The 14,165-nt window shown below is 34.1% G+C and carries 14 protein-coding genes and 2 pseudogenes; 11 read left to right on the forward strand and 5 right to left on the reverse strand.

The annotated features are described in order from the left end of the window. Positions 1-445 precede the first annotated feature (445 nt). Together cspC and NCCP28_RS22485 are read left to right on the forward strand one after the other, a co-directional pair. Positions 446-646 (forward strand): cold shock protein CspC, encoded by a 201-nt coding sequence (gene cspC, locus NCCP28_RS22480; RefSeq protein WP_010331195.1) that lies wholly within the window; start codon positions 446-448, stop codon positions 644-646. A gap of 610 nt (positions 647-1,256) precedes the next feature. Next, a complete protein-coding gene (locus NCCP28_RS22485) occupies positions 1,257-2,039 on the forward strand; it encodes a DeoR/GlpR family DNA-binding transcription regulator (protein ID WP_248563397.1) in 783 nt (260 codons plus the stop codon). Between the two features lie 99 nt (positions 2,040-2,138). Here NCCP28_RS22485 and NCCP28_RS22490 read toward each other — a convergent pair whose 3' ends face one another. Both NCCP28_RS22490 and NCCP28_RS22495 read right to left on the reverse strand, forming a co-directional pair. After that, on the reverse strand, positions 2,139-3,131 hold the full coding sequence (locus tag NCCP28_RS22490; protein WP_248563398.1) for a tagatose 1,6-diphosphate aldolase: 993 nt from the start codon (positions 3,129-3,131) through the stop codon (positions 2,139-2,141). Further along, complete coding sequence (locus tag NCCP28_RS22495) at positions 3,112-4,074, reverse strand: 1-phosphofructokinase family hexose kinase (protein WP_248563399.1); 963 nt, start codon at positions 4,072-4,074, stop codon at positions 3,112-3,114. Before NCCP28_RS22495 ends, NCCP28_RS22490 begins: the two co-directional genes overlap by 20 nt. Positions 4,075-4,251: 177 nt before the next feature. Between NCCP28_RS22495 and NCCP28_RS22500 the strand changes: the two genes are divergently transcribed. The 5 genes from NCCP28_RS22500 to NCCP28_RS22520 are packed head-to-tail and all read left to right on the forward strand — an operon-like array spanning position 4,252 to position 8,208. Then, entirely contained in the window at positions 4,252-5,037 is a 786-nt protein-coding gene (locus NCCP28_RS22500) for a DeoR/GlpR family DNA-binding transcription regulator (RefSeq protein WP_248563400.1), read from the forward strand. Continuing rightward, the gene (locus NCCP28_RS22505; protein WP_248563401.1) at positions 5,030-5,512 is read left to right on the forward strand and encodes a PTS sugar transporter subunit IIA; all 483 of its coding nucleotides are present in this window, start codon (positions 5,030-5,032) and stop codon (positions 5,510-5,512) included. The genes NCCP28_RS22500 and NCCP28_RS22505 overlap by 8 nt, the downstream gene beginning before the upstream one ends. Next, complete coding sequence (gene gatB, locus NCCP28_RS22510; protein WP_248563402.1) at positions 5,509-5,784, forward strand: PTS galactitol transporter subunit IIB; 276 nt, start codon at positions 5,509-5,511, stop codon at positions 5,782-5,784. The genes NCCP28_RS22505 and gatB overlap by 4 nt, the downstream gene beginning before the upstream one ends. A gap of 32 nt (positions 5,785-5,816) precedes the next feature. Next, a complete protein-coding gene (locus NCCP28_RS22515; protein WP_248563403.1) occupies positions 5,817-7,199 on the forward strand; it encodes a PTS galactitol transporter subunit IIC in 1,383 nt (460 codons plus the stop codon). Next, positions 7,174-8,208, forward strand: a complete 1,035-nt coding sequence (locus NCCP28_RS22520) for a galactitol-1-phosphate 5-dehydrogenase (RefSeq protein WP_248563404.1) — start codon at positions 7,174-7,176, stop codon at positions 8,206-8,208. Before NCCP28_RS22515 ends, NCCP28_RS22520 begins: the two co-directional genes overlap by 26 nt. 425 nt (positions 8,209-8,633) lie before the next feature. Here NCCP28_RS22520 and NCCP28_RS22525 read toward each other — a convergent pair whose 3' ends face one another. Then, complete coding sequence (locus tag NCCP28_RS22525; RefSeq protein ID WP_248563405.1) at positions 8,634-9,422, reverse strand: PhzF family phenazine biosynthesis protein; 789 nt, start codon at positions 9,420-9,422, stop codon at positions 8,634-8,636. Between the two features lie 112 nt (positions 9,423-9,534). Here NCCP28_RS22525 and NCCP28_RS22530 point away from each other — a divergent pair, with 112 nt between their 5' ends. After that, entirely contained in the window at positions 9,535-10,920 is a 1,386-nt protein-coding gene (locus tag NCCP28_RS22530; protein WP_248563406.1) for an aminotransferase-like domain-containing protein, read from the forward strand. A 156-nt stretch (positions 10,921-11,076) separates the two neighbouring features. Here NCCP28_RS22530 and NCCP28_RS22535 read toward each other — a convergent pair whose 3' ends face one another. Beyond that, positions 11,077-11,721, reverse strand: coding sequence for a YczE/YyaS/YitT family protein (locus NCCP28_RS22535; RefSeq protein WP_248563407.1), 645 nt, complete (start codon positions 11,719-11,721; stop codon positions 11,077-11,079). 131 nt (positions 11,722-11,852) lie between these two features. On the opposite strand from NCCP28_RS22535, the pseudogene NCCP28_RS22540 reads away from it, so the two are divergent. Beyond that, positions 11,853-12,241: pseudogene (locus tag NCCP28_RS22540) on the forward strand (MarR family transcriptional regulator). 20 nt (positions 12,242-12,261) lie between these two features. Further along, the gene (paiA, locus tag NCCP28_RS22545; protein ID WP_248563426.1) at positions 12,262-12,780 is read left to right on the forward strand and encodes a spermidine/spermine N(1)-acetyltransferase; all 519 of its coding nucleotides are present in this window, start codon (positions 12,262-12,264) and stop codon (positions 12,778-12,780) included. 435 nt (positions 12,781-13,215) lie between these two features. On the opposite strand, the pseudogene NCCP28_RS22550 reads toward paiA, so the two are convergent. Beyond that, a pseudogene (locus NCCP28_RS22550) lies at positions 13,216-13,563 on the reverse strand (helix-turn-helix domain-containing protein); the annotation flags it as partial. Positions 13,564-13,667: 104 nt separating this feature from the next. Between NCCP28_RS22550 and NCCP28_RS22555 the strand changes: the two are divergent. Further along, complete coding sequence (locus NCCP28_RS22555; RefSeq protein ID WP_248563408.1) at positions 13,668-14,006, forward strand: ArsR/SmtB family transcription factor; 339 nt, start codon at positions 13,668-13,670, stop codon at positions 14,004-14,006. Positions 14,007-14,165 lie beyond the last annotated feature (159 nt).

Below are 14,165 nucleotides of genomic sequence, written 5' to 3' on the forward strand. Positions count from 1 at the left end.
TATAACCGTACAATAAAAAGTTCTTAGGTTTTTTGATCCTAAGGGCTTTTTATTATGTAAAAGTTACCAGATCTATAGAAATGCAAGGTTTATCAGCATTGTTTGTCGTTAGTAGAATTTCTTTTGCAGTTGTTATTCAAGCAATGGAAGGCGAGCTGTTTCCTTCTTAATTGTACATTCCTCATGGGAATAGAAAAACAGCACATTGATCTTAATTTTATATTCCAAGACCTAATATGCTAGGGAGATTTACATAGCCAGATAGATTGGTTAAAGCACTGTCGTAATATATAGTTTGTATCTCCTTTAAATTTCTGTTATAATAAAGAAGAATTATTTTTGTTCGGTGTAAAGGATAGTAGAAGTTTGACTTTTCGTCTTGATGATCACTTTTGGGCAAGGATAGTAATACATTGTGCGTATAATGCACTAGGAGGCAACAAAAATGGAACAAGGTACAGTTAAATGGTTTAATGCAGAAAAAGGTTTCGGATTTATCGAGCGTGAAAATGGAGACGACGTATTCGTACACTTCTCTGCTATCCAAAGTGAAGGATTCAAATCATTAGACGAAGGTCAAAAAGTAACTTTTGATGTTGAGCAAGGTGCTCGTGGCGCTCAAGCTGCTAACGTTCAAAAAGCTTAATAGTAAAATACCAAACAGATTCTTTCATTAGAATCTGTTTTTTTATTTACTTTCATTATGCAAAACAAATATGAAGTAATGAGGCGCTGGCGATAGTCATAAACATACTGAAATAAGAATCACGATTACTATTAGAAGATATATTTCCAAGAATATTTTGCAAGGAAACAGCAATAAAGATGTTAGAAATGCCTACAATAAATTGACTAATATATAAAGCCCATTCTCCTTGGCGGTTACACTGTTCAGGTGGTAACTTATGAAAAAGCTATATTTTCTTCATATTGGCTAGAAAAATAACTTTTAGAATACCTAGTTTTAAAGTTATTAAATTTCAGCATAAAAATATTAAAGGAAATGATCTGCTACAAGATAAAATTAAGTCTTTTAAAGAAATATTATTGAAAGAGTCCTTATAATTTAAGGGATCTTTCTTATAACAATAGATTTGTTAACTAGAGTGAAAATAATTTATTATAAAGGGCCTAATATTTTAAGGACAAATGAATAAAACTAAAAATAATTTTAAAAATTTACTGTATATCACTTTTTTGCTCCATTTACTCTATAATTATAAATAATGAATTAGTAAAAGCCTGGAGGTGGAGAAATGCTTCCGCAAGATAGACAAAGTGAGATCATGAAACAACTACATGAATTTAAGACAGTTAAAATTTCAGAACTCAGCAAAGAGTTAAATGTAACAAGAGAAACAATCCGAAAAGATTTATATGAAATGGAGGAAAAAGGACTAGTTCGTAAAGTCCATGGTGGTGCGATTTTAAATAAAGCAAATTTAGAAACGAGCTATATTAATCGTAAAAATACGAATGAAAATGAAAAAAGAAGTATTGTAAAGCGAGCATCTGAGTTTGTAGAAAATGGAGACACCCTTTATATAGACTATGGGACAACAGCTTTACTTTTCACTCGTGAAATTTTAAGCAAAAAAGATTTGACCATTATTACTAATTCATTGCCTATTGCTAATGAGGTTATTGACTATTCAGACTTCGAAGTGATTATTATTGGTGGTAATGTTAGAAAAAATGAAAAATCATTATTCGGGCCAATTGCTTATAGAGTAATTGAAAAATTATATGTAGATAAGGGTTTTTTTGGAATCGGTGGTGTTGATATTAAGGCTGGTTTTACAAATGTACATATGGGAGAGTCCGAAGTATCAAGACTTATGCTGGAACATTGCCAAAAAAATATTGTTATGGCGGATTATTCTAAATTCAATACGGTATCGATGAATCAAGTAGCACCCATTGAAGAAGTAGATGTGCTCATTACTGACGACAAAGCTGATTCGAATTTATTAGAGCAATTGAATGAAAAAAACGTGAAAGTCATCACTGTTATACCTGAAGATGAGATAAATGAATAAAAGCTATATAGAAAAAATGGCCGAAATCAATGATTAATTGATTTCGGCCATTTTTATTTTACTCTAATTTAAGTAAATCATTAAAAAACCTTCTCTTTCTTATTTAACAAATATACTCCATGGTGTAGCGGTTGCTGAAACAGCTTCTTTTACTTTGTTTAAATTATCAATTCCTTTTGTTTCAAGCCATTGATAATAAGATGTTTTTCCTTCTTTAGCAAATGTTTCGATACCATCTTTCCATGTTGCACGTCCACATAAAATACCACAGAACTCCGATTTTGCGTTTTTGGCAAAATGCAAAGTATCAATAAATTGCTCATTTGTTACTCCGCCGCTGAGATAAATGAATGGCAGGCGACTTTTATCCGAACAGTTTTTGTAATGCTGGGAGGCTTCTTCTTTAGTGAAAACTGGCTGGTAGTTGCTGTATTGATCATATCCTTCGATATTGTAAATGGAAACAGGTACTTCGACTTTTAAAAGATCAATACCATACTCTTCTTTTGAAAATTCCGTCATGAAATAATCAACAATTTCTGGTTTTATTTTGGCAAACTCTGGGCTTTTTTCAGACAACCCTGAAGCACTATAAGAAACAGGCTCTAAAATGAAAAGAAGGTCGTTCTGTTTACACTCATCTCCAACACGCTTGATAAATGCCTTTTTGATGCTATTATATTGTTCCTCTTCATTGTGATCATAATAAACAAGCAGCTTTAGTGCACTTGCTCCTTCTTTTACTAAATCTTGAACTGCATAGTCATCTACTAGATTTGGCAAGCGACCTTTTTCAGAGGCATCATACCCTGTTTTTTCATAGGCCATAATTAAGCCAATATCAGTATTTAGTTTTTTAGCAGCACTCCATCCATATTCGGGATCCAATAGAAGAGAAGAAGAATGGTTGCCAAGAACCTCGCTGACACCTTCTTTAAATTGGCTCAATCCTTCAGTATAGGAAAGAGAATTATTGTACGACTGAATCATTTTTCCAAGGGAACCACGCTGATCCATAGCAGTAGCCAGGATAATATTATTTTCATCTGAGATTAATTCTAATCCTTTTTGTTTACCCGGTGATAGTTTCATTGATAAGTCCTCCTAATTTGGTTACTTTTATTTGAGATTCGTAATATTCGACATCTGATAGTTCTATATTTGGATACCAATACAGACAGTTGGATAAAGAATAGAGACTTGCAGTTTGTAAAGCTTTTTCAATTGATTCGCCATTATGCAGGCTCTTCGTTAGACCGCCTAAAAAAATATCCCCTGAAGCTGTTGCATTTTTTACTTCAATTTTTGGAAGAGCTACCTTGTAAACAGCATTTTCAAACTTTGCAAGGGTTCCTTTTCCTCCAAGAGTGACAATAAAGTTAGAGGAACTATCAAGCTCTCTTAAAGCTTTTTCAACTGAATTAGCATCAGCTTTTTCTGGAAGCTGCCCGATTAATTCAAAAAATTCCAACTCATTTACTTTTATAAGCCAGGGGTTTGCTTGAATACCCATAGCTAACGATGGACCACTACTGTCTAGAACACATTTAGCGCCTCGTGCTTCTAAAATCGCAATTGTTTTAGCGTAAAAATTTTGGTCTAATCCTTCAGGTAAAGAACCAGAAAATAAAACAAAATCACCAGCATTTACTGAAGTGAGTAAACGCTTCAAAAAAAGACCTGCTTCTGACTTACCAATACTCGGGCCACTTTCATTGATTAAATGAGCATGTTTTTGATGCTCATCTACAACAATGGAGCAAATTCGAGTAGTACCGTTAATTTCTGTCACAATACTATCCACTTTTTCTTTTTGAATAAGCGTTTGCAAAAATTGGCCTGTATATCCTCCAAGAAATGTATGGATAAGATACGATGATTTTTTTTCTTTTATCAGATAGGAGCGAATGACATTAAATCCTTTCCCCCCAAGCAGATCTTTTGAAAATTGTGCTCTGCTCACACCATTTATTTCAAACTTTTTCAAAAAAACGGTACGGTCAAGCGCTGGATTTGGGCACACAACATGAATCATGATTGATCACCTCTCATTTCTGTAACTTCTGCTCTCATAATAATCTGATATGCAAAAAAACGCAAAGTAATTTTTTGCTTTTTTAAAAATAAAGCCAAAAAAATAGTTTGCATTTTTTAGTTTTATGTCTTATAGTCATAGGTAAGCGATTACAGTAAAAGCCGTGGAGGTGAGAAGATGCTTCCAAATGATCGCCAAAGTGAAATAATGAAACAGCTGCAAAAGTTTCGGACAATTAAAATTTCTGATATTAGCAAGGATTTAAATGTAACAAGAGAGACTATCCGAAAAGATTTGTATGAACTGGAAGAAAGGGGGATGGTTCGTAAAGTTCATGGTGGAGCTGTTTTAAATAAAGCAAACGTAGAAACAAAATATATCAATCGTAAAAGCACTAATGAAGCTGAAAAAAGGAGTATTGCTAAGCGAGCTGCAGAATTTGTAGAAGATGGTGATACAATATACATTGACTATGGGACTACTGCTTTGGTTTTTGTTCGTGAAATTTTAGACAAAAAGGATTTAACCGTAGTCACCAACTCTCTGCCTATAGCCAATGAGCTAATTGATTACTCGGAATGTGAAGTTATTATTATCGGTGGCAATGTTAGGAAGAATGAAAAATCTTTATTTGGTCCAGTTGCTTACAGAAGTATTGAAAGAATATATGTAGAAAAAGGTTTTTTTGGAATAAGTGCAATAAATATTGAGGCAGGCTATACGAATGTTCATATGGGTGAATCAGAGGTATCCCGTCTGATGATGATTCATAGTCAGAAAACTATTTTGATGGCTGATTATTCTAAATTCAATACGGTGGCGATGAACCAGGTTGCTTCTATTGAAGAAGTAGATGTGTTAATTACCGATGAAAATACGGATCAAGAAATATTAAATCAATTAAGAGAGAGAAATAGAAGAGTTATTACTGTTCAAACAGAAGGAAGTGAACTTGATGAGTAATTTGCTTGATAAAGATTTAATTGTTCTACATTCAAATGCACAGCACTATTCAGATGTTTTTAAGGAACTCGGTCAAACGATGATTGACAAGGGTTATGCAAATGCGAACTATATAGAGGGTTTGCTTGACAGGGAATTAAACTTTGCAACAGGTATTCCAACTGAAACAGTGGGTATTGCCTTGCCGCATACAGATGCAAGTTTTGTAAAAGAAAGTAAAATTGGTCTCTTGGTTCTTGAAAATCCAGTGAAATTTGGAGTTATGGGTGGCGATGGAGAAGAAATCGATGTCAAAATCGTATTTTTACTGGGATGTTCGGAAGGCAATCAGCATCTTCAGGCACTCCAAAAGATTATTGAACTCATTCAGAATGCAAATTTTATCGAGAAGATTATGTCACTTGAAAGCAAAGATGCAGCCTATGAATTATTAAACAACAACTTAACTATCCAATTAGAGGAGGAAGTAAAATGAAAAAAGTACTTGTAGCATGTGGTGGAGCAGTAGCAACGTCAACGGTGGCAGCGAATAAGATTCGAGACCTTTTAAAAGAAAAAAATATTCCAGCAGATGTATCTCAGTGCCGTGTAAGTGAACTCGGATCTAAAGCTTCTGGAGCGGATTTAATTGTTACTACAGCTAAAGTAGATCGTGATTACGGGGTTCCTGTTATTCATGGAGTAGCGTTTATTTCTGGAATAGGTATGGATAAAACAAAACAACAAATTTTAGATGTATTGAAATAATTAATAACATTCGGTTATAAGGGGTTGGCGAGATGGCAATTTTAGAATACATTCTTGGACTTGGACCAGCAGTTATGCTTCCACTCGTTATTTTTATCATTGGTTTGCTATTGCGTCAAGGAATCGGAAAATCACTCCGTGCGGGTATTACTATTGGAGTGGGGTTTGTAGGAATCGGCCTTGTTATTAGCTTGCTGACAGATAATCTGGGTCCAGCTGCTCAAGATATGGCGGATCGTTTTAATCTTGGGCTCTCTGTTGTAGACGTTGGATGGCCAGGGGCTTCTCCAATGGCTTGGGCCTCAAGTGTTGGAACAGTAGCCATTCCAGTAGCTATTCTTGTAAACATTTTAATGCTTATTTTTAAAATGACAAGAGTTGTAAACGTAGACATTTGGAATATTTGGCATATGACGTTTACAGGTGCTATCGTGAGTACGGCAACAGGTAGCTTTTGGCTGGGTATTGTTGGTGTGGTGGTACATTCCGCTTTTATTTACAAACTGGGCGATTGGTTCGCTCCAACAGTTGATAAGCACTTTGGATTAGAAGGCATTGCTGTTCCCCATGGATCAGGTGCCTGGTCAGCGCCGTTTGCGGTGGTGATTGATGCAATCCTTGATAAAATTCCAGGTATCCGAAAAATCAATTTTAATTCAACAAAAATTGAAGAGCGTTTTGGTGTAATTGGCGAGCCGGTTATTATTGGAGCATTTCTTGGCCTTGTAATTGGTTTTCTTGCAGGCTATCCATTATCCGACGTGTTACAGCTTGCTATTCAAATGTCTGCCGTAATGGTATTAATGCCAAATGTTGTAAAATTTATTATGGAAGGACTATTGCCAATTGCAGAGGCTGCACGTGAGATGCTTGACAAGCGTTTTCAAGGACAGAACTATTATATTGGTCTTGATCCTGCACTATTATTAGGAAATTCACAAGTAGTAGCAGCTAGTTTAATTTTTGTCCCATTAACATTATTGATTGCCGTACTTATCCCTGGAAATCAAGTACTTCCATTTGGAGATTTAGCAACCATCGGCTTCTTTGTTTCAATGGCTGTCGGAGTGCATAAAGGTAACTTATTTAGAACGATTATTTCAGGCGCGGTTATTATGGGGATTTCCATATGGATTGCAAATATGATGATTGGTGTGCATACAGATTTGGCAAGGCAAACCGGTACAATCAAAAGTGGCCAAGTTACATCTCTTGATCAGGGAGGAAGCCCAATTTCATTTATTTTAACAGAATTGCTTCACCCTCAGAATTTAATTCCATTAATTATTATCGGTTCTATTTATGTATTTAGCGTAATTTTTACGTATGTTCAATTCAAACGAAATAAAATTTATGCTGAAGAAGTAACAATAATGGAGGAGACAGTAAATGAAAGCGCTCGTACTGGACAATAAAGAAACCTTCACTGTAAAAAAGATTCAAAAACCAGCTATTTTTGAACGACAAGTATTAGTAAAAGTATCTTATGTAGGTGTGTGCGGATCAGATCTGGCTCGATATTTTGAAGGAAAAGTGCATAGTTATCCTATTGTACTAGGTCACGAATTTTCAGGGGTGGTGGAGCAGGTTGGAAATCTGGTTCAAAAAGTCAAAGAAGGCGACCGTGTGGCAATTGCTCCATTAATACCTTGTGGTAAATGTGAAAACTGTGACCGGGGAAAACCAGCATTATGTGAGCATTACAGCTTTGTCGGCTCACGGCAGCAGGGAGCTATGGCAGAATATATAGCAGTGGACGAAAAAAACATCCTAGTTCTGCCAGAAGAAGTAAGTAATGAAGAAGCAGCTTTAATTGAACCCCTTACAGTGGCAATCCATGGTATTGAAAGAATCCAATTCAATGCAGGCGCAAATGTAGTTGTTTTTGGAGCTGGAACAATTGGCATTATGACTTTACTGGCTTTAAAAGCACGTGGCGCAGGTGATGTGACTGTTATTGATATTAATAATGAAAAATTACAAATAGCTCAAGAACTTGGTGCCTCTTACACTATCAATTCACTGCAGGTAGATTTAAATGAATACTTCACCAAGCATCCGAAACCAGAAGTAGTGATTGAAACAGCTGGTGTTTCTCAGACACAGGTTCAAAGCATTGAGATTGTTGAAAAGCTGGGGAAAGTGGTCTATGTTGGGACTGCTACAAAAGATGTTGTGTTCCCTCCAAAAGTATTTGAAAGAATCCTTAGAGGAGAAATTGAAATAACAGGATCCTGGATGTCTTACTCAGCACCATTCCCTGGATTTGAATGGAAAGCTGCACTGCAATATATCAAAGATGGAACCATTGATGTAAAGCCGCTCATTAATGAAGTGTATCGATTGGAAGATAAAGAAGCACCATTTCTAAAAATGAGAGATCCAGAGAATCACTCAATTAAATTCTTATACAAGATTGATTGACTAGAAGATGAAGTTTCTTAAAGAAAAAGGAGAGTTCCCACAAAGGAAACTCTCTTTTTTTATTTATATTCTCAATACTCCAATTGCTTTAAGTGTCCCTATTTCTCTTTAAAACAATTACGTATAAAACAATACCAATCATAATAGAAAAAACAATGAATGAAATAGTTGATAATAAACCTAATGCTAGATAAGCAAGAAAAGAGGCAAAAGTACTTGCGTATAATAAACAAACCAATGAAACGGGACTTAAGTGGATATCTGCGTTATTAAAGGTATCAATACAACTTAAAACGCTAAAAAAGGTCATTGGCCAGCAACAAAAAGCAAATTTCCTTTTTGTTTGACCGGGACATACACGACTTTTGGAGTTGAGCTGATAGGTAATATGTATCCTAATTTAGCAAGATTTTTTTCTATATTCATCATAAAATTCTATTTAATTGCAGTTCTGCTATAGAATATAAGGTAGCATAGCCACTAATACTGACTCTTTCATCATCTAGCTGACAATACAAAGTTCCCCCTCGTTCTGAGAGCTGTCTTGCAACCATTTCCTTTTTGTTGAATTGTTCGGACCAGTAGGGGATGAGCTGGCAATGTGCAGAACCACATACTGGATCTTCATTGACATTTAGTTTTGGGAAAAAAGCTCTTGAAACAAAATCAAACTGTTTGCTTTTAGCTGTCAATATTACACCTAAACCTTCATTTAGTTCTTTTAGTGCGGGAAAATTAGGATTTGCATAAAGTACTTCACTTTCTTTTTCTAAAATAAACATAAGATCTCTTCCTAAGTATGCCTCAACTGGAGTAACCCCAAGTGCGCCTATCATCTCATCTGTAATGTCTATTTTAACTGGCATCCTGCTAGGAAAATCCATCTCATACAAATCTCCTTTTTTTACTACCGTTAGGTCTCCACTTAGAGTTTTAAAGACAAATTGGTTTTCTGATTCAGTATAAAAGTTCGCTAAAACAAAAGCAGTTGCCAGTGTGGCATGTCCACAAAGATCAATTTCTCCTCCAGGGGTAAACCATCTTAAATGATATTTATCTCCATCTCTTACAGCAAAAGCAGTTTCAGATAAGTTGTTTTCTTTTGCTATTAATTGCATTAAGTTATCAGATGGCCAATTTTCTAAAACACAAACAGCAGCTGGATTTCCTTCAAATACTTTTTCAGCAAAGGCATCTACGAAATAACATTTCATTGTATGTACCTCCTAAATAAATTTGAATATTTATAAACATTAACTTATCATGGGGATTGTATGCAATCAACGATAAAATTGTATGCAAGACAATTTTTAGGGGGAGCTTTTTATGCCTGTAAATTCATTTGAAAATTATTATATGTCATGGAAGCCGGAACGAAGTAAACTCCGTACACCCTTTTATCGTTCCATTGCTAGTTTTCTCGAATATGATATTATTAATGGCTATTTAAAGCCTGACACTAAACTTCCACCTCAAAGAGAATTAGCAGATTTCTTGGATGTTAACCTAAGTACTATAACTAGAGCATTTAAGATTTGTGAGATGAAAGGGTTAATTTATGCAGTTACGGGAAGGGGAACTTTCGTTGCATCTGGAGCTGAATTTGCCATTACGAAGGCAGAAAGGGATGAAAACAGCCCCATTATAGAGATGGGGATCGTTGAACCTTTAGACACTTGTAATGATGTAGTTGCTGAGACAATAAAAAATATTGTACGTAAAGATTATTTGGAGAAACTTTTGGATTACAGTAATCCACTAGGTATGCCATATCATAGGATGGCTGCAAAGCAATGGATGAATCATTTTAATATGGATGAAAAAATTGAGAATATCTCCATTACTTCTGGTGGACAAAATTCCTTATCTCTTATTTTAATGTCTTTATTTAATCCAGGAGACAAGATTGCAGTTGATAAGTACACCTACCCAAATTTTATAGAATTGGCAAGTATGCTAAATATTAGTCTAATTCCTATCGAATCAGATATTTTTGGCATGTCCGCAGAGGTATTAGAGATGGTTTGCAAAGCAAGCGGAATTCAAGGTATTTACCTAGTGCCTTCCTGCAGTAATCCAACTGCAATAACAATGAGCATGGAGCGTAGAGAACAAATAGCATATGTAATAAACTCCTATAACTTAATTTTGGTAGAGGATGATATTTTTTCCTTTTTAGCCCCTGAGCATTATTTACCCGTTTCTCATTATGTTCCTGATCATTATGTTTATAGCCTCAGCATTTCTAAATCACTTAGTTCGGGATTAAGAGTCGGATTCATTGCTTATGCAGAGAGATTTGCAGAAAAAATTAAACACGGTATCTATAATATCAATATAAAAACTTCCTCACTTAATGCTGAAATTATTACGGAGTTAATCAATTCTGGTTCAGCATTTGATATTATACGAAAAAAGAAACAAATAGCAGAAGAAAGGAATGCTATTTATAAAAATTACTTCGAGGTAAATAAAAATGAAAATCCTTTAAGTTTTTTTCGTTGGCTGCCAATAGAAAAAAAGTATGATTCTTTTTATTTTGAAAAGAATGCAATAGAAAAGGGGGTCCATGTATATCATTCTGATCGATTTTCGGTAAAAAAAGAAGACAGCCAAGCATATATTCGCATTTCTCTTACGTCAGTCAAAAATACAGAGGAATTAGAAATGGGGTTAAAAATATTAAAAGAAGCTGTTGTGAAAGATTTATGATAAGTAGATTGATGCCTGCTAAATCGGATTTTATTGAAGAGAAATGTTAATTTTGGATATCCTGAAAAAAGGGGGAACGATGCTTTAAAAGGCATCGTCTTTTTTATTACTCCACTAACGTAACGGGGCAGTTGAACAAGAAAAATAAAACGTATTCTATATGGAATGTTTTTTATCTTTATCATAGGTTGGTGGTGTACTAGAGGGTGTTAATATGGGGTCTAATACTTTTTCGGTAAATGGCATAAAGTAATTCAGTATTAGACCACCTAAACAAACGGTTAATAAAGTTCCAACGCCAATTGGTCCATTTGAAATAATAGCCATTATCAAGAATAGGAGGTAAATAAATGTTCTGGAAAAAAATATATTTGTTCTAGTTAATTCTTGTAAGATTAATGTTAATCGATCAACTGGAATCGGAGCAAAATTTGTGTGTAAATATGTTGCCGTTCCTAATCCTATAACAACTAAGCCGATTCCAAAACAAACAACTTTGCTGTACCAAAGTTCAGGTGTTATCAAATGGTGCAATAAAAAAAGCCACATATCAATACTAATACCTGTGATAAATGCTGTTAACAATCCCAAAACTTCTGGTCTTTGTTTTTTTAAAAGAGAATTACAACATATCAATATTAAAGCTATTATTATTTCCCAACTTCCCACAGTAAGCCCCACATTTATGGATAGTCCTACCAAAAGTGCGTCAAAAGGTGAAGTTCCAAGGTCTGATTGTATAGTGAAAGAAATACCAAGGGTTAATATCAAAATTCCTAATACATAAAAAACATATTTCACTCTAATCGTCCTCTTTATCAGTATTTTTTGTTGCAAATACAATAAAACTAAGTTAGATTTAATATATATCATTTTTGTTGTATTTACAACAAAAATGCGTGTTAAGAAGTTAATCATAAAGGAATTTCTTCGTGAAGTTGGAATATGACTTTACAAAAGGGCAATATTTGTACCTTGTACGGATCTATGGAAAACCAGGAATCATTCAAAAGCAGTTAGCTGAGATGATAAAAGTAGAACGAACAACAGCAGCTCGTGCTACAAAAAACTTGAAATGAATGGCTTTATTGAAAAGAAAGAAGATAAACATAACAAAAAATTATAAAACTCTTTCCCATAGAGAAAGGAAAAATATTTATCTTTTATAAAAAGAGAAAATGATTATTCAATATTGTTTCATTAGAGGGATTTTTTGAAAGAGAGGCAGAAACCATTTTCAATAAATATTGTTTAAAGAGTAAGAAAAGGTATAGAAAAACACTGGAAATTTGTAAAAAAGGGAAACAAAAGAAATTATTGATTATATAAAGGAGCGACAAAATTAAAATGACAATAAAAAAGTGTACTCTGGAAGATTCACGCAAACTTCAAGAAATTAGTTGTGAAACATTTAATGAGACATTTAAGCATCAGAATTCACCCGAAAATATGAATGCTTATTTAGAAAGGGCATTTGCCTTAAAACAATTAGAAAAGGAATTATCCCATGTTTCTTCGCAATTCTTTTTTGTTTATTTTAATAAGGAAATCGCTGGATATTTAAAGGTCAATATTAATGATGCTCAGTCTGAAAAAATGGGTGATGAATCACTTGAAATCGAGAGGATTTATATAAAGACTAAATTCCAAAAACACGGACTTGGGAAGTATTTGCTAAATAAAGCGCTGGAAATTGCGCTAGAAAGTAATAAAAAGAAAATTTGGCTAGGCGTATGGGAGAAAAATGAAAATGCTATTGCCTTTTATAAGAAACAGGGGTTTGTTCAAACGGGAGCCCATTCTTTTTATATGGGTGATGAGGAACAAATAGACTTTATTATGATCAAAACACTTATATAATTTTTCATAAAATCTCAATTATTATGTGAATGTGAGAATTTAATAGAGAAAGGGATAACGGGAGGAAAACTTGATTTTTTGGTGATAATGAGATTTTACTAGAGACTTCTAAAAGAAAATGATTATACGCTAAAAAGAATTTCATTTCGTCTGAGAGCAAATCTCCGTATGTTAAAAATAGGGGGATTATATCTTTTATTCTGCTGTACTGGATATTACGAATAGATGAAAAATATAATGCTAAAAAGGGATATGTTTGACTAAAATTGAAGCGCTAAAAAATAAATCCAAAACAACTAGATGATTTTCCAAAGAAAAACTAGCTACCAAAAGATAGCTAGTTTTTTTGTATGTACCTACTACAAGTTTAATCTTAAGTACTATTTATAAAGGCACTGAATGCTGAATGGGCGGATAAATCGAGAATCTTTTATTTCATCCTTTTATTGCTCGAAGCCGCTTTATATCTTCTATTGGTGGGAAACCAAAGATTCGAGAATACTCCCGACTAAATTGTGATGGACTTTCGCAACCTACTTGAAAAGCGATATTTGAAGCGTCCGTTGACTCAGATAATAATAAGCGACGAGCTTCTTGCAATCTTAGCTGTTTTTGAAACTGAATCGGGCTTATCGCGGTAACATCTTTGAAGTGCCTGTGAAGGGAAGAAACGCTCATATTTGAAATCTCTGCAAGATCCTCTACTCGAAAAGGCCTATCATAGTTTTTAATAATTTGTTCAAGTGCCATGCCGTGTCGACCTTGGAGTGTCCGATAGAGAATAAAAGTTCAAATAGTCCTTATTTTTTATCCTCTTGCATGAAATCGATATCCACCTTATTATATATATGAAGTAAATAACTACGTTAAGGAAATGGATGGTTTATATGTCTAATGAACAATTAGAAGCAACCGCAAATATATTAAAATTATTAGGTGATAAAACAAGACTATCCATGATAGGAATGTTATTAATAAATGAATGCTGTGTTTGTGAATTTGTAGATGTTTTCCACATGTCTCAACCTGCAATCAGCCAACATTTGAGAAAATTAAAAGATGCTGGATTGGTTAAAGAACAAAGAAGAGGCCAATGGATTATCTATTCACTGGATCAGGATAATAAACATTTTCCAATGGTTAAAGAGGTCTTAAAATATGTACCGAAGCAAGAAGACAAGTTCATCTGGTTAGAAGAAAAAGGATTAAGAATATCCTGTGATTAGATTCGAAATTTAATGGTTTGACATTACTTTTTGTACTAGCTAGTATATAATTATATGATTAATAAAATAAAATCGTTTACATGGTTATTAAAACATGTATAATACAGATTTTTTAGGAGAATAGTGCTTATAGTTAGTCGATATTTCGCTCTTTATATA

This window comes from Niallia sp. NCCP-28 (genome assembly GCF_023168165.1).
Taxonomy (GTDB): Bacteria; Bacillota; Bacilli; order Bacillales; family Cytobacillaceae; genus Niallia.